Origin of the sequence: Shewanella sp. SM74 (genome assembly GCF_025653725.1) — a bacterium.
Classification (GTDB): domain Bacteria; phylum Pseudomonadota; class Gammaproteobacteria; order Enterobacterales; family Shewanellaceae; genus Shewanella; species Shewanella oncorhynchi.
On sequence record NZ_JAKKRZ010000029.1, the window covers coordinates 1 to 21,032 of the forward strand.

General features: G+C 45.5%; 19 protein-coding genes and 3 tRNA genes. 8 read left to right on the forward strand and 14 right to left on the reverse strand.

Annotation, left to right across the window (positions count from 1 at the left end):
* Window positions 1–401 precede the first annotated feature (401 nt).
* Together L5M49_RS20710 and L5M49_RS20715 are read right to left on the reverse strand one after the other, a co-directional pair.
* The gene (locus L5M49_RS20710; protein ID WP_263266773.1) at window positions 402–1,025 is read right to left on the reverse strand and encodes a DUF2987 domain-containing protein; all 624 of its coding nucleotides are present in this window, start codon (window positions 1,023–1,025) and stop codon (window positions 402–404) included.
* Window positions 1,018–1,830 carry a glucosaminidase domain-containing protein gene (locus tag L5M49_RS20715; RefSeq protein WP_263266774.1) on the reverse strand — a complete coding sequence of 271 codons (813 nt, stop codon included), beginning with the start codon at window positions 1,828–1,830 and terminating at the stop codon, window positions 1,018–1,020. The genes L5M49_RS20710 and L5M49_RS20715 overlap by 8 nt, the downstream gene beginning before the upstream one ends.
* Window positions 1,831–2,140: 310 nt before the next feature.
* Between L5M49_RS20715 and L5M49_RS20720 the strand changes: the two genes are divergently transcribed.
* On the forward strand, window positions 2,141–3,061 hold the full coding sequence (locus L5M49_RS20720; protein WP_263143457.1) for a YvcK family protein: 921 nt from the start codon (window positions 2,141–2,143) through the stop codon (window positions 3,059–3,061).
* A 113-nt stretch (window positions 3,062–3,174) separates the two neighbouring features.
* On the opposite strand, the gene L5M49_RS20725 is transcribed toward L5M49_RS20720, so the two are convergent.
* The 5 genes from L5M49_RS20725 to L5M49_RS20745 form a co-directional block, all read right to left on the reverse strand.
* Window positions 3,175–4,368, reverse strand: a complete 1,194-nt coding sequence (locus L5M49_RS20725) for an amino acid aminotransferase (RefSeq protein WP_105252476.1) — start codon at window positions 4,366–4,368, stop codon at window positions 3,175–3,177.
* A 404-nt stretch (window positions 4,369–4,772) separates the two neighbouring features.
* Window positions 4,773–4,859 (reverse strand) — tRNA-Leu (locus L5M49_RS20730).
* Window positions 4,860–4,908: 49 nt separating this feature from the next.
* A tRNA-Cys gene (locus L5M49_RS20735) sits at window positions 4,909–4,982 on the reverse strand.
* A gap of 24 nt (window positions 4,983–5,006) precedes the next feature.
* A tRNA-Gly gene (locus L5M49_RS20740) sits at window positions 5,007–5,082 on the reverse strand.
* A 363-nt stretch (window positions 5,083–5,445) separates the two neighbouring features.
* Complete coding sequence (locus L5M49_RS20745) at window positions 5,446–6,879, reverse strand: glyceraldehyde-3-phosphate dehydrogenase (RefSeq protein ID WP_028759978.1); 1,434 nt, start codon at window positions 6,877–6,879, stop codon at window positions 5,446–5,448.
* Between the two features lie 203 nt (window positions 6,880–7,082).
* On the opposite strand from L5M49_RS20745, the gene L5M49_RS20750 reads away from it, so the two are divergent.
* Together L5M49_RS20750 and gap are read left to right on the forward strand one after the other, a co-directional pair.
* On the forward strand, window positions 7,083–7,982 hold the full coding sequence (locus L5M49_RS20750; protein ID WP_263182346.1) for a DUF2989 domain-containing protein: 900 nt from the start codon (window positions 7,083–7,085) through the stop codon (window positions 7,980–7,982).
* Window positions 7,983–8,182: 200 nt separating this feature from the next.
* On the forward strand, window positions 8,183–9,193 hold the full coding sequence (gene gap / locus L5M49_RS20755; protein ID WP_006081590.1) for a type I glyceraldehyde-3-phosphate dehydrogenase: 1,011 nt from the start codon (window positions 8,183–8,185) through the stop codon (window positions 9,191–9,193).
* A 162-nt stretch (window positions 9,194–9,355) separates the two neighbouring features.
* Here the strand turns inward: gap and nadA are convergent, their stop codons facing one another.
* The 5 genes from nadA to astE all read right to left on the reverse strand — a co-directional run bounded on the left by nadA (window position 9,356) and on the right by astE (window position 15,559).
* Complete coding sequence (gene nadA / locus L5M49_RS20760; RefSeq protein WP_028759980.1) at window positions 9,356–10,438, reverse strand: quinolinate synthase NadA; 1,083 nt, start codon at window positions 10,436–10,438, stop codon at window positions 9,356–9,358.
* 132 nt (window positions 10,439–10,570) lie between these two features.
* Entirely contained in the window at window positions 10,571–12,193 is a 1,623-nt protein-coding gene (locus tag L5M49_RS20765; RefSeq protein WP_263266775.1) for a dihydrolipoyllysine-residue acetyltransferase, read from the reverse strand.
* A 9-nt stretch (window positions 12,194–12,202) separates the two neighbouring features.
* Window positions 12,203–13,180, reverse strand: coding sequence for an alpha-ketoacid dehydrogenase subunit beta (locus L5M49_RS20770; protein ID WP_028759982.1), 978 nt, complete (start codon window positions 13,178–13,180; stop codon window positions 12,203–12,205).
* 3 nt (window positions 13,181–13,183) lie between these two features.
* Entirely contained in the window at window positions 13,184–14,362 is a 1,179-nt protein-coding gene (locus L5M49_RS20775; RefSeq protein ID WP_006081586.1) for a thiamine pyrophosphate-dependent dehydrogenase E1 component subunit alpha, read from the reverse strand.
* 162 nt (window positions 14,363–14,524) lie between these two features.
* Window positions 14,525–15,559, reverse strand: coding sequence for a succinylglutamate desuccinylase (gene astE / locus L5M49_RS20780; RefSeq protein WP_263266776.1), 1,035 nt, complete (start codon window positions 15,557–15,559; stop codon window positions 14,525–14,527).
* Between the two features lie 330 nt (window positions 15,560–15,889).
* Here astE and msrA point away from each other — a divergent pair, with 330 nt between their 5' ends.
* A complete protein-coding gene (gene msrA / locus L5M49_RS20785) occupies window positions 15,890–16,369 on the forward strand; it encodes a peptide-methionine (S)-S-oxide reductase MsrA (RefSeq protein ID WP_263266777.1) in 480 nt (159 codons plus the stop codon).
* 113 nt (window positions 16,370–16,482) lie between these two features.
* Here msrA and pgm read toward each other — a convergent pair whose 3' ends face one another.
* Window positions 16,483–18,135 carry a phosphoglucomutase (alpha-D-glucose-1,6-bisphosphate-dependent) gene (gene pgm / locus L5M49_RS20790; RefSeq protein WP_263266778.1) on the reverse strand — a complete coding sequence of 551 codons (1,653 nt, stop codon included), beginning with the start codon at window positions 18,133–18,135 and terminating at the stop codon, window positions 16,483–16,485.
* A gap of 73 nt (window positions 18,136–18,208) precedes the next feature.
* A complete protein-coding gene (gene seqA / locus L5M49_RS20795; protein WP_198573466.1) occupies window positions 18,209–18,751 on the reverse strand; it encodes a replication initiation negative regulator SeqA in 543 nt (180 codons plus the stop codon).
* A gap of 298 nt (window positions 18,752–19,049) precedes the next feature.
* Between seqA and L5M49_RS20800 the strand changes: the two genes are divergently transcribed.
* From L5M49_RS20800 to fldA, 4 genes are all read left to right on the forward strand, one after another.
* Window positions 19,050–19,826, forward strand: a complete 777-nt coding sequence (locus L5M49_RS20800; RefSeq protein WP_263266779.1) for an alpha/beta fold hydrolase — start codon at window positions 19,050–19,052, stop codon at window positions 19,824–19,826.
* A gap of 101 nt (window positions 19,827–19,927) precedes the next feature.
* Window positions 19,928–20,149 carry a DUF2788 domain-containing protein gene (locus tag L5M49_RS20805; RefSeq protein WP_006081578.1) on the forward strand — a complete coding sequence of 74 codons (222 nt, stop codon included), beginning with the start codon at window positions 19,928–19,930 and terminating at the stop codon, window positions 20,147–20,149.
* A 10-nt stretch (window positions 20,150–20,159) separates the two neighbouring features.
* Entirely contained in the window at window positions 20,160–20,432 is a 273-nt protein-coding gene (gene ybfE / locus L5M49_RS20810) for a LexA regulated protein (RefSeq protein ID WP_006081577.1), read from the forward strand.
* A 54-nt stretch (window positions 20,433–20,486) separates the two neighbouring features.
* A complete protein-coding gene (fldA, locus tag L5M49_RS20815; RefSeq protein WP_006081576.1) occupies window positions 20,487–21,014 on the forward strand; it encodes a flavodoxin FldA in 528 nt (175 codons plus the stop codon).
* Window positions 21,015–21,032: the final 18 nt, after the last annotated feature.

Genomic DNA, 21,032 nt, shown 5'->3' on the forward strand with positions numbered 1-21,032 from the left:
GGGAAAATTAATATCTATAGCTGCATCTCACATACGTCGCTAGAGACAGCACTACACTGCGGATAGATAAAAATACTGCATAGAACAGAACTACAGTCACTGAAATCTCGTCCCAATGTGCAAAAAGACATGATGCATAGATCGTTCCTTGGACTAAAGAGTAGCAATATTAAAAAATCAAGGCTTTTCTATTAATAACAATTGCTTAATCTGATTTTGGCGGAAATTTCCAGAATCCCGGCGGACCCTCAAGTTAACGCAACGAAAGTAAACAAGATAAATTAACACAACAAAAATGCCCACTTAATGTGGGCATTTTTATGGCTACAGAATAAGTTTATCTTTGAGCCAGCGCTTCTGAATCGCTTATCTCAAGACACCTATTCAAGATACAAAGATGATTACTTCACCCAAGGACTCAACACTAATGGCTGGGCACTGAAGCTGAGCGTGGTGATGCTTTCAAGTTCATTAGCGGCTAATTTATAACTGCCTTTTATCGCTTTTTCACGGCCATTAAGGCGTACATAGACTTCTTGTTCAGGTGAGAATTCAAAGTTTAAGCCAGTAATGGATTCCCTAAAATAACGCATCGGGAAGCCTTGCATAGCACCGAGCAGCGTGTCCATCTCAGTCATGATTTGTTGTAAGCGCGTTTTATCGTACTCGGCTAATGTCTGTTTTGCTCTAACTTGCATTGCAATACCACATCCCTCAGCGCTGCCAGCGAAATTCAGATTAACCAAAGCTCGCTGATCTTTTAAATCATCATCTAAGGGAATAAATAACCGCTGAGCATCAGTATACGTCAGTGGCGTTGAGGTTTTTTCACTGGAAATAGAACCACTTTGGATCAAACAATTCTTTTGCATTGGAACACTAAAAGCCACTTCCACGAGTTGATAACCGCCTTTATTGACTTGTTTTAACCTATCATAAAAGCCTTTATATTCAAGGGATACGGTTTCTGCAGCGGCGCTAGTTGCCAAAAAGAACAGGCTACTAAACAACAGTTTTTTATACATCGACATTCACCAAATATTTTTCATTATGACGTAACATATCAAGCAGCTCATCAATATAAGCTTCTTGTCTTTCAGAATAATTCACTAAACCGTAAATCAATTGATCCGCTGTTGGCTCTAGCTCCTGTGAACGTAAATCAGCTCGAATAGAGCGAAATAACGCATAGGCAGTATTAGAATTTAAATTACGCATATAGGATGAAACCGATTCATCGACCGATGAAAACACTTTCACCTCATGACTTTTACCCGAACCACGTGAGGACGGCACTATGCCGCAGCCAGAAGTAAAACACCATTCACCAAAAAAGTTAAAACCTTCTCTAGCAAAACGTGAACTCCCCCAACCCGATTCATTCGCGGCTTGAATTAACACCATAGATTCCGGCACGATATCTACACGTTTAAGTAAGCTTGCTAATGACTTAGCATCTACGTTACGCGCCGCATATTGGTATTTATCGAATAACGCATTGATCTGCGCTAATTCGGTATCAGATAAACTCTCACCATTATCGACTAAGGCAAGCATCTCATTGATAAAGCCACGCTCCATCAAGATAATGGCATTCTGTTGCTGAACAATCGGCCGCAGGAAATCAAAAAAAGCTTTCTTCTTTTCGGTAATGTCGCTGATCGCTGAAAAGTCAGGGACTTGCGTAACAGGATCGACATCGCTAACGAATTGGGGCGCAATAGCGGATGAGTCATTCGAGTGAGGAATGATCCAAACTCGTAATGCAAAAATCGCCACTATGACCATGGCTAATGCCAATGTAAACGAACCGATTCTACCCGTTTTCAATCATTCACCTTAGGTGTAACGCCCTTATTGGGCAAATAAAGGCCGGATTATAAGCTATTTGTCAGATTTCACGAAATTTGCCCATCATCATGATCACGAACTCAGGTACAATATTACGCCTGAGGCACCATTATCGAGTCGAGCTTGCTATTACGCCGTCATTTATAGATGCAAGCATTTGACTGAGTATTTATACTAAGGTTCCTTAGCGTTATCACCATTGCACAACGGCTCATGAGTCATCCCGCTTATAGCGACAATGGATGGCTATGACATTAAATTTTCGGGTATTCAGGAAGGAAAAACCCAGATGCAGCATTTGATGTTAAATCAATTTGAACGTGTCGTCGCCATTGGCGGAGGCCATGGTTTAGGCCGAGTATTATCCTCGCTCGATTTTTTAGGCAACCGCCTTACAGGGATTGTCGCCACCACTGATAATGGCGGTTCTACTGGTCGACTGAGAGCCGAGCAAGACTGTATTGCTTGGGGTGATTTACGTAACTGCTTATCCCATTTAGCTAATCGTCCTTCCGTTGGCTCGCAATTGTTCGAATATCGTTTCCAAGGTGCCACTGAACTCAGTGGCCATAATTTAGGTAATTTAATTTTACTGGCTCTTGATCAACTCTGCGTTCGTCCATTAGAAGCAGTTAATCTCATCCGTAACTTACTTAAGATAGAAACCCAACTTATTCCCATGTCAGAGCAGCCCACTCACTTAGTGGCCCTGCAAGCCTGTGGCAGTAAAGTCTTTGGGGAGATCAATGTCGACAGTATGGATGAAGCGCCTATCGCGCTCTGCCTTGAGCCACAGGTCGATGCCACCTTTGAAGCCTGTGAGGCCGTTCGGCACGCAGATTTAGTTATCCTAGGCCCTGGGAGTTTCTTAACCAGTATCATGCCGCCGCTGCTGTTACCTAAGTTCGCGAAAAGCCTCGCCGCTACTAAAGCACAGGTGATCTTTATCGATAACCTGGCCGAAGAGGCCTCACCCGCGGGTCGGTTTAGCATTGAGCAACGTATCGCTTGGTGTCACCAAGTGATTGGCAAGCCCATTATTCACAAAGTACTTCGCCACGGTGAACAAACGCGTTTAGGGCCACTGATCAACTATTTTCCGTTGAAGAACCGCCATAATCCCAATCTACATGATCAAGCGAACTTATTAGATGCATTAAGCGCCCTGCTGCGGATCAATGATCTCACTCAACAACCGCTTGCCTGCTAACGCTTACCTGTTAATCATTCAATCGAAATAATAAAGGACAGCAAGTGCTGTCCTTTATATTGTAAAGCTAAAAGGAATGTCCCTTTAGTCTGTCTATAAGGCTGCAATAACCATTACAACACTTGTGCTATGGCTTTACAGATAACAGGCATATTCGTCTTAGTCATGCCTGCAACGCTAATGCGTCCAGAGCCGACAATATAAACACCAAATTCGTCTTTCAAACGTGCCACTTGGGCTTTGTTTAAACCTGAGAAACTGAACATGCCATTTTGGCGAGAAATAAAACTGAAGTCCTGAGTCACACCCTCAGCCTTTAAGCTATCAACAAACAGAGTACGCATTTCGGCGATACGTTCACGCATCTCTTTGACTTCCTGCACCCACATGGCTTTCAGAGCTGCATCATTTAATATCGTGCTGACGATCAGTGCGCCGTGGGCTGGCGGATTAGAATAGTTGGCGCGTATGGTACGTTTCACTTGGCTAAAAGCACGTACGGCAGCATCAGCATCTTCAGCCACCACAGTCACGGCGCCAATACGCTCGTTGTATAGACCAAAGTTTTTAGAGAAAGAGTTAGCGACCAGTAACTCAGACACTTTAGACGCGACTAAACGCAGACCTGCCGCATCTTCTTCAATGCCAGCACCAAAACCCTGATAAGCAAAGTCAAACAGTGGCACGAGTTTCTTATCAGCACACAATTGAGCAACAAGTTCCCATTGCGCCAACGTTAAATCGATACCCGTTGGGTTATGGCAGCAACCGTGTAGCAGCACGACATCGCCCGCATTGGCGTGAGACAAGTCAGTCATCATGGTATCGAAATCGATGTCATGGGCTTCTGCTTTGTAATAACCGTACTCTTTAACCGTTAAACCCGCCGTTTCAAAAATATTTTGATGGTTGGCCCACGTTGGATTGCTCACCCAAATAGTGTGCGAATCGGTATTACGCAGTAAAAACTCAGCAGCAATACGCAGTGCTCCTGTACCACCAGGAGCTTGCGCTGTGGCAGCACGGCCAGAAGAAATTAATGCACTGCCTTCGCCGAACAACAAGGTTTGTACTACACGGTTATAAGCTTGAACGCCTTCAATGCCTAAGTAGTTTTTGGTCTTCTCTTGCTCAAGTAAAATGGCCTCGGCTTTTTTCACTGAAGCCAGAACGGGAGTCTGTCCTGCCTCATCCTTATAAATGCCAACACCAAGATTAACTTTATCCTGACGCGGATCAGCTTTAAAGGTATCGGTTAAACCAAGAATTGGATCAGCGGGTGCGAGTAATACTTGAGAGAAAATCATGACTACGTATCCTAATATGCGCGTGTAGGGGAAATTTCGGCTTATTTATACCACTGTCTTTAAGGGGGTAATAGCGACTTAAGCCCCTTCTTAGGGAAATTATTACACTATTGTCGATTCAATAATAAAAAGTACATTTTATTACGCAATTATTATCCAAATAGTGACATTACTTAAATAAAGCCATTTACAACATCTAGATCACAAAATCACTCAGTTTTGTATTGTAGAAAAGAAACAGGTCAGAAGTCGCAATACTGAATGAGTAAAATAGTGGGCTTGGGCCTAACCAATCTATAGCTGTAGTGATACTAGATTAAGAATCATGAAATGTAGATGTAGATGTAGATGTAGAAGTTACAAAGCAAAAAAGCCCTGACATCAGTCAGGGCTTTTTTGTTTTTTGGTACCCGAGGCCAGACTTGAACTGGCACGCTGTTACCAGCGAGGGATTTTAAATCCCTTGTGTCTACCGATTCCACCACTCGGGCAAACTCTTTATATTAACAACGGGAATCATGTCATTAATACTTTAATCTATGGAGGCGCGACCCGGAGTCGAACCGAGATCGACGGATTTGCAATCCGCAGCATAGCCATTCTGCCATCGCGCCCAAACTGCCAAATTTATTAAAATTTGGAGCGACATATCGGGTTCGAACCGATGACCTATACCTTGGCAAGGTATCGCTCTACCAACTGAGCTAATGTCGCCTATCATTGCGCTTAATCATTTGAACTCATGCTCGGCATGCTTTCCCCTGACTGCGGATTGGCATTCTACCGATTTAGACCTCAGAGTCAATCAACAATTTTTAAAAAATGATCTAAGCCGCATCGTTTGCCCAATAAACCGCCACACCTCAGTAAAGTTGATGTTTCATTCATCAATTTAGGCTTTGTACCGATACTGATGCCGATGCTACCGCTAATTAAACGCGGCAGATAAACAGGGGATCATGGAGTCGAGTCCAATAAAATTGTAGAAGTATAGAAAAACAAAAGCGCCCTATTGGGCGCTTTATTCAAAGGTTAGGCAAAGTCATTAATCACTCGAGCAAAAACTACGCGGGCAATTTACGCAGGTAGTGATAGCGTCGTTAAACCTAACATAGTTTGCATTACGCCAACCACTTGGCAACTGTAACCAAATTCGTTGTCATACCATACATAAAGAATGGCACGCTTGCCTTCTGCAATAGTCGCTTGTGAATCAACCACACCCGCGTAGCGAGAACCCACTAAATCGCTCGATACAATCTCAGTAGAGTCTGTGTAATCAATTTGATTTTGCAGTGGTGATTGTAACGCCGTATCTTTCAGATACTCGTTAAGCTCATCTTTACTGGTTTCAGCATTCAGGTTCATGCTGATGATCGCCATAGAGACGTTAGGCGTCGGCACACGAATCGCGTTACCTGTTAACTTACCAGCTAATGCAGGCAAAGCTTTAGCAACCGCTTTTGCTGCACCCGTTTCAGTGATCACCATGTTTAATGGTGCACTACGGCCACGACGGTCAGCGGTATGATAGTTATCAATCAGGTTTTGATCGTTGGTATAAGAATGAATCGTTTCAACGTGACCATTCTCGATACCATATTTATCATTCACAGCTTTCAGTACTGGCGTAATAGCATTGGTGGTACAACTCGCCGCTGAAACGATAATGTCTTCAGGGGTAATATCGCCTTCGTTTACACCGTAAACGATATTCTTAATCGCGCCTTTTGCAGGAGCCGTCAGTAATACTTTGCTGGCACCAGGGCTCTTAAGGTGTAAACCAAGACCCGCTTCATCTTTCCAAATACCCGTGTTATCAACAATCAATGCATCATTGATGTCGTATTTAGTGTAATCCACTTCGTCGGGTGAATTAGCATAGATCACTTGGATATAAGTGCCGTTGGCTATGATGGCGTTGTTCTCTTCGTCAACTTCAACAGAACCATTGAAAGGACCATGAACTGAGTCACGACGCAGTAAACTCGCGCGTTTTTCTAAATCGCCTTTCTTACCGCCACGTAAAACGATAGCGCGTAACCTTAACTTATTGCTGCGACCTGTGCGTTCAATCAGCAAGCGTGCCAATAAGCGACCGATACGGCCAAAACCATAAAGCACGACGTCACGCGGCGCGACATCATCGGCATGGTCGATAGCATCGGCCAATTCTTTTGCCATATAGCTTTCAATTTCGCTGACATCAGTATGGTCGCGCCAGTAATTGACAGCGAGTTTACCAATATCCACTTTACATTGTTTAACTGCGAGTTTGCTCAAAGCTTGAACGAAGGGGAAACTCTCGCGTAAACGTAATTTTTCACCGACATGACGACGAACTAAACGGTGCGCTTTAATGATTTCAATCGTAGAAGCATTGAGTAACGGCTTGCCGTAGACCACGACTTCAACGCCTTGGTTACGGTACAACTTGCCTAACAAAGGCTGCATCGCCTCTGCCATTTCAAAACGTTCTTGCCAACTTTGTAGGTGTTTATCAGCGCTCATTTACAGATCCTTTATCCCACTTTTCAATAAAATGTACTGAAAGGTTTGAGTAACATGACGAAAAGACCAATAATCTAATGCGGGTTTTAGGGAAAACCCTGTTTTGGTCGGCGCCATTGTAATGAAAGTCGCGCTTTGTTGCCAGTAAGATATTTTCTGTAAATCTGTAATTTTATTAGAAAAATTATCGTTTGGAGAGTGTTTTGAGACAAAATCTAGTAATAATTACATCATTTACCTTAGGGATGAGCTTTTTCGGTCTTTTCGGTTGTGATAATGACCGAAATATCTCAGCAATTTGTAAAAATAATCCTGAAATTTGTGCCGATTTGCATAAGGACAGCTGGTGTTTGACTGAAAAGACCAAGCTTATCCAAAACCGCTACATGTTAAAAGACAACGAAAACCTCACAGGTAAGCAGCTCTACTCACAATTAACCTACCTTGAGGATTACAGCCGTTGCATTGAACTCGCCTCTGGCGTTCAGCATATCATCCACACCAATCGCACAGCAGATAGAGCCAGAGCCTTTAGACTAAGCACTCAAAATTTAAGTTTACTACAAGATCAAACCCGTGAACGGCAAGACCCTTTTATGTCCTATTACCAATGGACTCGCTTTGGCGATACCGCTGCGTTAAATAGATTATTAGAACAGGAAAACGCCGGCGAAGTGACTGACCCCTTTCTACTTGCCCAAGTCGCAACCTATTACAGCAATCGAAATGCCATCAAAGCGCAACAACTCTATCTTAAAGTCTTTGCGGAGATCCAATACGATGATTTCGACGTTAACTGGTTACTTGGGCTCGCATCTGCCTATCGCCAGCAACAGGTTTTAGATAAATCCTATATGCTAACAAAAGCAAATTTACTACTTACGCAGCAGAAGTATTCTGAAGAAAAAATGCTAGCCTTGCTCGGTGGCAATAAAACGCTGGCGACTGAACTCGATTTAAAAGCCCAAACCCTTATCGATGCGCTAAAAAAGGGCACTTATTCTATGAGCCCAGTAAGACAATGGCTTGATCCTCAAGCGGTTGCCCAAGCGCCAACTGTAACTGAGGTGGTGCCGCCTGCGCCTGTCGAAAAAGTAAACTAAGCAACTGATGGCAAAATGTTTGCCATCTTGTAATTTTTTACCCAATTAACGCGTAAAAAATGGCGATTTCGCGACCGATGTAAAAAAATACCTAATTTGTTAATCAAGACAGCGGAAAAATGCCGATTTAACTTGACGATAGCTGTCAGTTTGGTAATTTTACTACCAGTTAAATTTTATAATCACCAGAGGGATATGAGATGACTATCCGTGTAGCAATAAATGGCTATGGCCGTATCGGTAGAAACGTATTACGCGCCTTGTACGAAAGCGAAAAAGCTTATCCAATCAAGATTGTCGCTATTAATGATTTAGGCGACGCTTCAATCAACGCTCACCTGACAAAATACGATTCTGTTCATGGTCGTTTCAATGCGAAAGTTGACCATGATGCCGAAGCTATTTATGTGAATGGCGATAAGATCCTCACTTTCCAAGAACGTGATCCTGCAAAACTGCCATGGGCAGAGCTACAGGTTGACGTGGTTTTCGAATGTACCGGTATCTTCACTTCTAAAGAAACCGTTCAACCACATTTAACCGCTGGCGCGAAGAAAGTGATTATTTCTGCTCCAGGTAAAAATGTGGATGCCACAGTTGTTTACGGTGTGAACAACAACGTGCTGACGTCAGACATGACAGTGATTTCAAATGCTTCTTGTACAACAAACTGTTTAGCCCCTTTTGCTAAGCCGTTAAATGACGAGATTGGTATCGAATCAGGCCTGATGACCACCATTCACGCTTATACCAACGATCAACGTTTATCTGACGTGTACCATACAGATTTACGTCGTGCCCGTGCTGCGGCACTGTCAATGATCCCAACTAAAACTGGCGCAGCTGCTGCTGTAGGTTTGGTTGTACCTGAATTACAAGGTAAGTTCGACGGTTTAGCGGTTCGTGTACCTACAGTTAACGTATCACTCGTGGATTTATCTTTCATCGCTGCCCGTGACACTACAGTTGAAGAAGTGAATGCCATTATTGAACGTGCTGCCAGCGTTGCGCCATTGAGCGAAGTGTTAGCGGTAAACAAAGAGCCATTGGTGTCTATCGACTTTAACCACAATGCGTTTTCTTCGAACTTTGACGCCACTCAAACCCGTGTAAACGGTCGTTTAGTGAAAGTGATGTCTTGGTATGATAACGAGTGGGGATTCAGTAACCGTATGTTAGATAACGCGGTTGCACTGATGAACGCCAAGTAAGTAAGCGTAAAGTAATCTAGTCACTAGATTCCGCGTTACTCAATTAAGCCTCGCATTTGCGGGGCTTTTTATTGTCTTAAATTTGATGAAACAACAGACATAAAAAATCCCCACGCTATGGTAGGGATTTTTATTAGGCTGAAGAAAAGCTAAATAATGGGCTTAGGCATTACCCTTCACTTTCATATTCAGTGTCTTGGCAAAATCAAGCATGCGCGTCAGCGGGATCAGCGCTTTAACTCTTAAGTCTTCATCCACAAAAATCTCATGGGTGGTTTTATCGCTGTCGGCGAGTGACGCTTCAATGGCCTGCAAACCGTTCATCGCCATCCAAGGACAGTGGGCACAGCTCTTACAGGTTGCGCCATTTCCGCCCGTTGGAGCTTCAATTAAAATTTTACCTGGCGCCGCCTGCTGCATTTTATAAAAAATGCCGCGATCGGTTGCCACGATAAAACGCTCATTCGGCATGGTCTGCGCTGCTTTAATCAGTTGACTGGTCGAGCCAACTGCATCGGCCATTGCCACCACACTGGCTGGCGACTCAGGGTGCACAAGAATCGCCGCATCTGGGTAAACGCTTTTCATATCGCGCAACGCGTTCGATTTAAACTCGTCGTGAACGATACAATCGCCCTGCCACATCAACATGTCGGCGCCCGTCTGCTTGGCAATATAGCTGCCTAAATGACGATCTGGTCCCCAAATGATCTTTTTGCCTTCGCTGTCTAAGTGCTCAACGATTTCAAGGGCAATGCTCGATGTCACCACCCAATCGGCGCGCGCTTTAACCGCAGCCGAAGTATTGGCGTAAACCACCACAGTATGATCTGGGTGCGCGTCGCAGAAAGCGCTGAACTTATCGATTGGGCAACCTAAGTCCAATGAACAAGTGGCTTCTAAGGTCGGCATTAAAATGGTTTTTTCTGGGCTTAAAATCTTGGCGGTTTCGCCCATAAACTTGACCCCAGCAACGATTAAGGTTTTTGCTGGGTGATCGCGGCCAAAGCGCGCCATTTCTAAGGAGTCTGAAACGCAGCCGCCAGTCTCTTCGGCAAGGGCTTGGATTTCAGGATCGGTATAATAGTGGGCAACCAGAACGGCATCTTTTTCAATGAGCAGTTGCTTGATACGCGCCTTGTAATCGGCTTTTTGCGCATCGGACAAAGGCACTGGTTTAGGCGGAAACGGGTAATCAATGGTTTCTATTGTTGGAGCAAATGGGCTGGGGGCTAACTGACTCATAACACATCCATCAGGATAACTACGTTCGGGAATTATACGTAATCGGGATCAAAAGATTAACCCATTTGTGCAAAGCAAATAAAAAAGGACGCTTTTAGCGTCCTTTTAGTGTCAGTTATTCGTGCCAGCGGCTTAGCGCATCGCTAATAACATCTCTTGAGGCTGCTCAAGATACTGTTTCCACAGATTACAGAAGCGAGCAATCGTACCTCCATCGATCACTCTATGGTCACCTGACCAGCTCACTTGCATGATTTGGCGAGCTTCGACTTCCCCTTTCACGTTAAAGCGCGGTAGGGTTTGCAACTTACCTAAGGCCACAATCGCCACCTCAGGTTTGTTGATGATAGGCGTCGCCACTGTGCCACCTAAGGCGCCAATGTTCGATATGGAAATCGTGCCGTCTTTCAGATCCGCTGGCGCCACGCGGCCGCTGCGGGCAGCTTGGGTCAGGCGGGTGATTTCTGCCGCCACTTCTAAAATACTCTTGTCCTGCACGTCTTTGATGTTAGGCACTAAAAGACCGACTTTAGAATCCACCGCCATGCCGATATTGTGACGCGCCTTGTAAGTTAGTTCAGTGCAATCAGCATTCACTTGACTGTTCATCACAGGGAACTGACCTAACGCGAGCGACATTGACTTCATGAAGAAAGGCATCATGGTCAGCTTCACTTCATCTGACGAATACTTCACTTTCATGCTTTCACGCAGTGCAACTAAGTCTGTTAAATCAAACTCTTCGCAATAGGTAAAGTGCGGAATGCTCGACACAGATTCCACCATCATGCGTGCCATCACAGCTTTTACGCCGCGAATCGGCTCAACCGTGTCAGCGCGTTGAGTCACTGTAGATGTTGGAACTTGGGTTTGAGATGCTTGAGTCGCTTGAACTGGCGCCTCTTTTACCTGAGTCGCACTTGATGCAGAAACATTGCTCGCGCCTTGTTGGAAGCGAGTGATATCTTCCTTATACACACGGCCGTGCTTTCCTGTGCCAAGTACTTGGCTCAAGTCGATATCTAAGGAACGCGCCATGCGACGAACTGCGGGGCTGGCTAAGGCTTTACCTTGGCGAGCAGGCTCTGCACTCACAGCCTGCGCTGCAGGTGCGGCATTGGCCACAGTATCTGTATTTATTGTCGTCGCAGGTGCAGAAGCCATCTGCTCAACTTCAATGGCAAATAAAGGCGCATGTACTTTAGCTAGCTGACCTTTGCGATAATGCAGTTTGGCTATTTTACCCGCTTTAATGGCAGGAATTTGCACCAGCGCTTTATCTGTCATCACGTCGGCAATCGGTTGATCTTCCTCAACCCAATCACCTTCACTCACCAACCATTCGACTAGCTCACATTCAACTATGCCTTCGCCGATATCTGGTAGCAAGAATTCTTCAATGCTGACAGACGAACTGGATGACGTGGTCGCGTTTGTGACTGCCACTGGCTCAGCAGCTTTTGCGATTGTCGCAGCTGCAGCCGCAACAGATTCTTCGCCCGCGATTTCAACGGCATCTTCAATTTTTACGGCATAGAGCGGCGCATGCACTTTCGCAATATCGCCCTTGGCGTAATACAGCTTAGTGACTACGCCCGCAAAAGGCGCTGGGATTTGAACAAGTGCTTTGTCTGTCATGACATCGGCAATCGGCTGATCTTCAACGACTGTGTCGCCTTCTTTGACCAACCATTCAACCAACTCACACTCCACAACACCTTCGCCAATATCCGGCAAAATAAAATCTTTAATCATACCGGACTCCTAGAAGGTCACTGATGCTTTGATGGCTTCAAACGTTTTGAATGCATCTGGCATGTATTCTTTTTCATGAATGAGTGGGTACGGGGTATCTAAACCACAAACGCGGCTGATGGGTGACTCTAAATACAAGAAGCATTCTTGCTGAATCGTCGCCGCTATCTCACCAGCAAAACCACCGGTTAATGGCGCTTCATGGTTAACCAGTAAACGTCCGGTCTTTTTGACTGAATCGGCAACGGTATCGATATCCCAGGGTGACAAGGTGCGTAAATCGATAACTTCACAGGAGATCCCTTCTTTAGCGGCCATGTCGGCGGCTTTTTCAAGGATTTCCATTTGCGCGCCCCACGCCACTAAGGTGATGTCTTTACCTTCGCGAACCACTTCAGCCTTACCCAGTTCAATTTCATAATCGCCCGCTGGCACTTCGCCAACCGATGCACGATATAAACGCTTAGGCTCAAAGAAGATCACCGGATTTTTGTCACGGATTGACGCCAACAGCAGACCTTTGGCTTGCTCAGGGTTACGTGGCACCACCACTTTTAATCCCGGTGTCTGGGTAAAATAAGCTTCGGGTGATTGAGAGTGATAATGGCCGCCCGCGATACCGCCGCCATAGGGCGTACGGAACACTAATCCACCGACATCGAACTCATTACCGCTACGGTAACGGAACTTAGCCGACTCGTTAACGATTTGATCAAACGCCGGAAAGATATAATCGGCGAATTGAATTTCAGCCACGGCGGTCATGCCATTTGAGGCTAAACCATTGGCAAAACCGGCAATACCTTGCTCTGTCAGCGGCGTATTAAAGCAGCGAGCGCGACCGAATTTTTCTTGAAGACCGGAGGTGGCGCGAAATACCCCGCCAAAGTGGCCCACATCTTCACCAAAAACCACCATGCGTTCATCGGCTTGCATGGCAATCGACAAGGCCTCATTGACGGCCTGTAACATATTCATTTCAGCCACGGCTTATAGTCTCCCTGCACTTTTTGGATAGGCTTGCGGATATTTCTTGATATGTTCTTTAAGATCGGCGAGTTGCTTTTTCAGCACTGGCGTCGGCTTGTCGTACACATCTTCAATAATTTCATCCAGCATAGGCACAGGAATTTTTTCAGCCACTTTTACCGCAGCCAATACTTCTTCACGATATTTTTCATGCAGTTTCACATCATCCGCTTCAGCCAACCAACCTTTGTTGATAAGCCATAATTTGAAGCGTTTAACCGGATCGTGTTGCTGCCACTTGGCTTCTTCATCTTTCGAGCGATAACCTGAGGGATCGTCTGAAGAAGAGTGTGCGCCGAGACGGTAAGTCATGGCTTCAATCAGCACTGGGGCATTATGCTCAATCGCATAGGCACGGGCTTGCTGGGTTGCCGCTAACACGGCCAACATGTCATTACCATCAACACGAATGGTGTGCATGCCATAACCGACACCACGGCTGGCAATACCGTTACCGGCAAACTGCTCTTCAGTGGGGGTAGAAATCGCGTAGCCATTGTTACGACAGAAGAAAATCACTGGGCATTTCAGTACCGCGGCCATGTTTAGACCGGCATGGAAGTCCCCTTCCGATGCAGCGCCTTCGCCAAAATAACAAACCGCGACTTTGCGCTTACCTTGCATTTTTAAGCTGTAGCCCACACCAGTCGCCTGCGGGATTTGCGTGGCTAAAGGTGAAGAAATCGTTTGATAATGCAATGCCGCACTGCCGTAATGGATTGGCATTTGGCGACCTTTACCAAGATCTTTCTCGTTACTGAACATCTGATTCATAAACTGTTCAGTAGTAAAGCCACGATAACGCAGCGCCGCATGCTCGCGATATTGCGCGAGGATCACATCTTCTTGATCGAGTGCGGCCACACTGCCGACAATAGCCGCTTCTTCACCCGTACAGGTCATGTAGAAGCTGATGCGCCCTTGACGCTGGGCGCCAAGCATACGTTCATCAAGTACCCGAGTGAATACACAGGTATCGTAAATTTTAGTGGCTAAGGTTTCATCTATCACAGGCAAAACCGCGGTTTCATAAGTGGTGCCGTCGGCTTGTAGAATTCGAAGGATAGGAATGTGTAGCGATGCCTTATCCAAGAAGCCGACACGGTGCACTGTATCAGTGTTGAGTGTTGCTTTGCTCATATTGTGCTCTTGTTATCTCATTACGCATCAAAGCGTTTTGATGCGTCTGTTTATACGAATATGCCCGACGGACATTACGTTAACGTAAACTACCTATCAACCATTGGCATAGCTCAAACCACAAGTTATCCCTGCCACGCATGTATATATTGCTTTACAAGCCTAACGCACGTCCGCATTCACCGCAGGGATCAGGCAAATCACAGTGCGATTGCCAATAGGCACTTTGGCATTAGGGAACACGACAGACTCAAACTCGTGCTCCACTTTAATTTCTTGCCCACCTTCCCGCGCTAAAACAAAGCCCTTCGGGAAAGCTCTGAAGTTTTCGACATCAGTTGCGAAGGTAAATTCAAAATCATCGAAATGTTTATTGATGACGCGGCACACTTGGTACAAGTTAACCAAATCGGCATCAAATTCATCCAGCGCCAACGGCTTAGCGGTGATCAAGCGCATGAACATTTCATGGGTGGCGATAAAACGCGTCATGTCGTTCTGGCCCATGGGATACACCTTGCCAAGCTCAATGGTAAAGGCATCGGCGCCGTAGTGTTCGGAGGAAAAATAGCTAAAGGTCGTGGTCGGTTCGTGGTGAAAAAGTACCGTATCAACGCCGCTTGCGGCTAGAAACATGATTTGCTCGCCGCTAAAGGCGCGCCCTGGACGATAGGGATAAATAGCGAACTTTTCATGCTTCGAGGCGCGCATCGCCGTGTGCAGATCATAATGAATGCGCTGACGACCATCGGCAACCGCGGTATAAAAACGGTCGACATAGGCTTCGAGTTTTTTGGCGCGTACTCGCTCAGGGTTCACTAACCCTGGTGGATTGGAATGCTCACCACTAAAGAGACGATTCATATTCTCATCGATAATCCGCGTGCCGTTATTAATCGCTAATGGATTACCAATCAGGAATAAAGTGCGCTGTTTCGCGATGATCTTTTGCTGTAAAAGCTGCTTAATTAAGCCATTGCAGAGTTCAATGGGCGCGGTCTCGTTACCGTGAACACCGCAGGAAAGCACAATATCTTTTCCTTCATTCTGTATTGGTTCGAAAACAATAACACCGGTATCCCACACTTCCACTTGAGTATGATCGCCTAAGTTAAATGAAAATTCGCCATCGAACTGTTCAGGATGGGCTAAGGTGAGCGCTAAAAAATCCTTTGAATCTAACAGAGCTTGTAACACAGAATTCTCCTTATAATGATGTGTAACAGTATTGGCGCAATAGCATAAGTACAGGCAGTAATAACCACTTAAGCATTTATCTCACCGCGGTTAATCTCACTCGCACCTAAAAAACGGCTTCAATACTAACACATGTTTTTAGTGCTGTTCTCAGACATTTATTGCCGTAGGACCCAGTTTTAAGCGGAATGACATTCAACTAAGCTGATTGTTAAATTCTTAGGACATTCCCTAAGAATTTCCCATGATAAATATTCCAGCTTGAGGCTTGCTTTTGCACTCAAGTTTTATCACAATCCTTAGCCATCTAGACTTCTATTGGATTTAATTATGGCGTTAGCAACCTTTGGTGCCGGCTGTTTCTGGGGCGTAGAGTATTTTTTTAGACAAGTGAACGGCGTATCCAATGCCACCTGCGGCTATATGGGCGGCAATAATGCGGCGACGAGCTATGAAGAAGTCAAAAAAGGCAAAACGGGCCATGCCGAAGTGGTGCAAGTGGAATTTGACCCTGCCCTTGTCAGTTATGAAAACTTGCTCGATGTATTTTGGAAAAACCACAACCCAACGAGTCTGAACATGCAAGGCGGAGATATTGGCACCCAATATCGCAGCACCATTTTCTTCCACGACCGTGAGCAAAAAGTGGCCGCAGAAGCCTCAAAGTTAGCTTTTGCCCGCTCAGGTCGTTGGGGATTGCGCCATATCGTGACTGAAATAGTACCATTACAACAGTTCCATGTGGCAGAGGAATATCACCAAAATTACATTGATAAGAATAACTTACCGAGTTGTCATATCGAGTACTAAATACAGTCAAATCAGCATGAGATCAACTACTCATAACTGACATTAGACACAAACAAAAACGCACTCAAATCTGAGTGCGTTTGTTTTTGATACTTTATAAACCTACTGCTGCATTAAGCGTTCAGCGCCTTATCAATTAATGCCTGCGCATCTTTGATGATTTCAGCTAAATGCTGCTCACTGATAAAACTCTCGCCGTAGATCTTAAATAACGCTTCCGTGCCCGATGGACGCGCCGCAAACCAACCATTCGCCGTAGTCACTTTGATGCCACCAATGGCCGCATTATTGCCCGGCGCATGAGTTAACACGTTTTCGATTGCCTCACCCGCAAGCACAGTGGCATTTAAGGTTTCTGCATTCAATAACGCAAATTTGGCCTTGTTTTCAAGACTGATTGGGCTATCGATACGCTTATAGAAACTTTGGCCAAATTGTTTTACTAGCTCTTGATGGCGTTGACCTGGAGTTTTACCTGTCACCGCAAGAATTTCTGCGGCAAGTAACCCTAAAATGAAGCCGTCTTTATCCGTGCACCACGTTGTGCCATCACGGCGTAAAAATGCCGCGCCAGCGCTCTCTTCACCGCCAAAGGCGATGGTGGCTTCGGCTAAACCATCGACAAACCACTTAAATCCCACAGGCACTTCGAGTAATTTTTTGCCGTGGAAAGCACAGATTCTATCGATAAGCGCACTCGATACTAAGGTTTTACCTATTGCTAAGCTATCGCTCCAATCCGGTCTGTGCGTCAGTAAATAATCGATAGCGACCGCAAGGTAGTGATTAGGGTCCATCAAGCCGGTACCAGGGCAGACAATGCCGTGACGGTCATAGTCAGGATCGTTACCAAGGCATAAATCATAAGATTCTTTATGGGCGAGTAACCCTGCCATCGCATAGGGAGACGAGCAATCCATGCGGATTTTGCCGTCTTTATCCAGCGGCATAAAGCTAAAGCTTGGGTCAACTTTATCATTAACTAAGGTGATATCGAGCCCATAACGCGCGGCAATCGGAGCCCAGTAGAAAATCCCTGAACCACCGAGCGGGTCCACACCGATACGCAGCTTAGCGTTGGCAATCGCCTGCATGTCGATGACATTGTCTAAATCAGCCACATAAGGCGTGATCAAATCAATGGCGTTGACATAGCCTGATGCCAGCGCTTCGGCATACGCTAATTTTTGCACGCCAGCTAACGCTTGGCGCAAGTAATCATTGGCCCGCGATTCAATCCAAGCGGTGATATTACCTTCGGCCGGTCCACCATGGGGTGGATTGTATTTAATCCCACCATCTTGAGGCGGATTGTGGGAAGGCGTAATGATCAAACCATCGGACAGGGCCGCCCCCGTAATATTGGCTTCACGATTGGCGCAAATAACCCCATGGGACACCACTGGCGTTGGCGTAAATCCATCGTTCTGTTGGATTTTCACTGTGACTTTATTTGCCGCCAGCACTTCAATTGCCGACAAATAGGCCGCATAGGATAACGCATGGGTGTCAATCCCAAGGATCAGCGGCCCATCGATATTTGCCGATTGACGGTAGTCAACCACAGCTTGGGTAATCGCCCAAATGTGTTGTTGGTTAAAACTGCCATTGGAAGCGCAGCCTCTGTGCCCAGAAGTGCCAAAGGTGACGCGTTGTTGTACGTCATCCATATTTGGCGTGATGCTGTAATAATGGCTCATCAGTTTTGGAATATTGACCAGATCCGTCTGATTAGCGATTTGTCCTGCCCTTTGATGTATTGCCACCTATGGCTCTCCTGCACTCAATTACAATTAGAAAAAGTAGAAAAATGTCGTACTAACCAGGCTCACCCGAGGATTAAACGCGCTCGGCGATGCCCGCTGCTACTGTCGCATCACAACCAAATTGCACTAAAACTTCCGATAAAATAGTGCGTTTCTTGGCGGTATTGTTGTTACTCGTTACCCAGAAACCACTTGCACCAATTTCTTTTGGGTTAGCCGAAGCACTCGCTTCGAGCAGTTGCTCCTTAGAGCGAGCAAAATACAAACGATCGCGCCCTTGGATCTGCAAAATTTGTGAGAATTGCTCTGGGGCTAATTGATACAAACTTTCGAGCAAAAACAGAAAACGACCTACTGCGCCTTTTTGCTGCGATAACTGATGTTCATCGACTAAGCGACTAAAATCATTCACTGCTGGCACTGTTTGCGCCGCGATGGGCTGAATAGGTTCAGCTTCAAGACTGGGTTGGCTAATCGCCAAAGGCTGGGGTTGTTCGACCGCATCGACGGACAGGCCGAGTAATCGACGAAGAATGTCAGAGGCGCTCTCACCAATTCGTTCTGTTTTGCTGGCAATATGACGATAGAGCTCTTCATCTACTTCGATATATTTCATAACCTTAATTATCCTTTGTTATTCGACAGGCTTAACCGAAAAAAGTGTACCACAGCGATCGGGGCAGATCATTGCGATCTGTTACCAGTGTATCTATCTCTATCAATCTGATAAAGCGCCATTATTCTAAAAGTGCGGGAAATAGCACAGCAAACTAGCAGTTAATCGACAATTGCCGAAAAAGCACACAAGTTACTGGCCGCCCCCACTATAGAAATGGCAACTGACTTGTCAAGCCAACGGCATTAAGGGCACAATTCGCGTCACGCTAAGCTAAAAATCTCCAACAGGAATCACCATGAACTTTGTTTCCACAGGCCAAGGACCCGCAGTGCTCTTGATCCACGGCTTGTTCGGTAATCTAGATAACCTCAAAGGTCTAGGGCAAGTATTAGAAAATCAGTATCAAGTTATTCGTGTCGATGTGCCCAATCATGGTTTAAGTGAGCATTGGGATCAAATGGACTACCCTCGCCTCGCCACTGCAATGATCCGCTTGCTAGACGAACTGGCTATTGAACGCGCCCATATTGTGGGTCACTCCATGGGTGGTAAAATCGCCATGGCGACGGCGTTAGCCTTTCCAGAACGCATTATCAGTATGGTGGCAGCCGATATCGCCCCCGTCGCCTATGAGCCAAGACACGACACAGTGTTTGCGGCATTAGAAAGCCTGCCCTTAGAAGGCCATACCGACAGACGCTTTGCCCTAAACCACTTAATTGACAATGGTATTGACGAAGCAACGGCACAATTTTTACTCAAAAATCTACAACGCACTGATACTGGTTTTCGTTGGAAAATGAACTTAAGTGGTCTAAAGGCTTGTTATCCTAATATTATTGGCTGGCAAAATCAGACGCCAAATCCAGTACAAAGCTATGCTGGACCAAGTCTATTTATTCGCGGCGGCGACTCAAATTATGTCACTAGCGAGCACAGAAGCGCTATCATGGCGCAATTCCCCGCGGCACAGGCAAAAACACTTGAAGGATGTGGTCATTGGTTGCATGCACAAAAACCCGTCATTTTTAACCGGATCGTGTCTGAATTTATTGACAAACATTCAATGTAAATCAGCAGCAAACTCGACCGAAAGCATATGGCAGCCGCCATCTTGTTGTGATATATTCGCGCCTCTTTTGGCCTTAGAACACTCTCAAGGACTAAGAAAGTATGTTATCTCAGTACATGGAACAAATTGAAACCATCGGCCTGAACCTGTTTTTTGCCTCGATATTTTTCTTTATCGGCATGGCCATCCACGATGTGCTTAAACAAGGTAACGTGCCAAAATTTGGTCGATTTATTGTTTGGTTAGTGTTATTTCTCGGCTGCGCCGGGTTTATTGTAAAAGGTATTATCCAGATCACTTGGGAAGGCTCAGGGATCGGTTAACAATAAGAACATGGCAAAAGAAGCGACAGACAGAACCACTATTGACCTTTTTGCCAACGAAAAGCGCCGGGGCCGACCACGTAGCAATCCTTTGTCCCGTAGCCAACAGCTTAAGGTCAACAAACGCAATCAAATCCAGCGCGATAAAGCCAACGGATTAAAGCGAATAGAGTTAAAGGTGTCACAAGATTTGTATGACGCCTTGAATGAGCAGGCATTGGCCAGTAACATCAGCCGTAGCCAGTTAATCGAATTAATTCTTCAGCAACAAGTTGAGTGCTGAACGAGTACCAGCAAGATTAACCTAATAAGTGAACTAGACATTAAAGGATAGACAATGGCAACTGTAGGTCTTTTTTTCGGTAGCGACACAGGTAACACCGAAGCTGTAGCCAAGATGATCCAGAAAAAACTGGGTAAAAAAATGGTTGAGGTGAAAGATATCGCCAAAAGTACCAAAGAACAGATTGCAGAGTATGACTTGCTGCTGTTCGGCATCCCGACCTGGTATTACGGTGAAGCGCAATGTGACTGGGATGATTTCTTCCCTGAATTAGAGCAAATTGATTTTACTGACAAACTTGTCGCTATTTTTGGTTGTGGTGATCAAGAAGATTACGCTGAGTACTTCCTTGATGCCATGGGCATGGTTGGCGATATTGTTCAGGCCCGTGGTGGTATCATCATCGGCCATTGGCCAACTGCAAGCTACAATTTTGAAGCCTCTAAAGGTCAAGTCGATGACGACCACTTTATTGGTTTAGGTATCGATGAAGATCGCCAGCCAGAGCTGACTGAAGAACGTGTTGATGCTTGGGTTAAGCAAATTTACGAAGAAATGTGTTTAGCTGAATTAGAAGATTAATTCTGTTAACCATTTGAT

Bases quoted from the DNA above. Each gene is read 5' to 3' on its own strand.
- L5M49_RS20710 (WP_263266773.1), bottom strand. From the start codon at position 1,025: ATGTATAAAAAACTGTTGTTTAGTAGCCTGTTCTTTTTGGCAACTAGC.
- L5M49_RS20720 (WP_263143457.1), top strand. From the start codon at position 2,141: ATGCAGCATTTGATGTTAAATCAATTTGAACGTGTCGTCGCCATTGGC.
- L5M49_RS20725 (WP_105252476.1), bottom strand. From the start codon at position 4,368: ATGATTTTCTCTCAAGTATTACTCGCACCCGCTGATCCAATTCTTGGT.
- L5M49_RS20745 (WP_028759978.1), bottom strand. From the start codon at position 6,879: ATGAGCGCTGATAAACACCTACAAAGTTGGCAAGAACGTTTTGAAATG.
- gap (WP_006081590.1), top strand. From the start codon at position 8,183: ATGACTATCCGTGTAGCAATAAATGGCTATGGCCGTATCGGTAGAAAC.
- nadA (WP_028759980.1), bottom strand. From the start codon at position 10,438: ATGAGTCAGTTAGCCCCCAGCCCATTTGCTCCAACAATAGAAACCATT.
- L5M49_RS20765 (WP_263266775.1), bottom strand. From the start codon at position 12,193: ATGATTAAAGATTTTATTTTGCCGGATATTGGCGAAGGTGTTGTGGAG.
- L5M49_RS20775 (WP_006081586.1), bottom strand. From the start codon at position 14,362: ATGAGCAAAGCAACACTCAACACTGATACAGTGCACCGTGTCGGCTTC.
- msrA (WP_263266777.1), top strand. From the start codon at position 15,890: ATGGCGTTAGCAACCTTTGGTGCCGGCTGTTTCTGGGGCGTAGAGTAT.
- seqA (WP_198573466.1), bottom strand. From the start codon at position 18,751: ATGAAATATATCGAAGTAGATGAAGAGCTCTATCGTCATATTGCCAGC.
- L5M49_RS20800 (WP_263266779.1), top strand. From the start codon at position 19,050: ATGAACTTTGTTTCCACAGGCCAAGGACCCGCAGTGCTCTTGATCCAC.
- L5M49_RS20805 (WP_006081578.1), top strand. From the start codon at position 19,928: ATGTTATCTCAGTACATGGAACAAATTGAAACCATCGGCCTGAACCTG.
- ybfE (WP_006081577.1), top strand. From the start codon at position 20,160: ATGGCAAAAGAAGCGACAGACAGAACCACTATTGACCTTTTTGCCAAC.
- fldA (WP_006081576.1), top strand. From the start codon at position 20,487: ATGGCAACTGTAGGTCTTTTTTTCGGTAGCGACACAGGTAACACCGAA.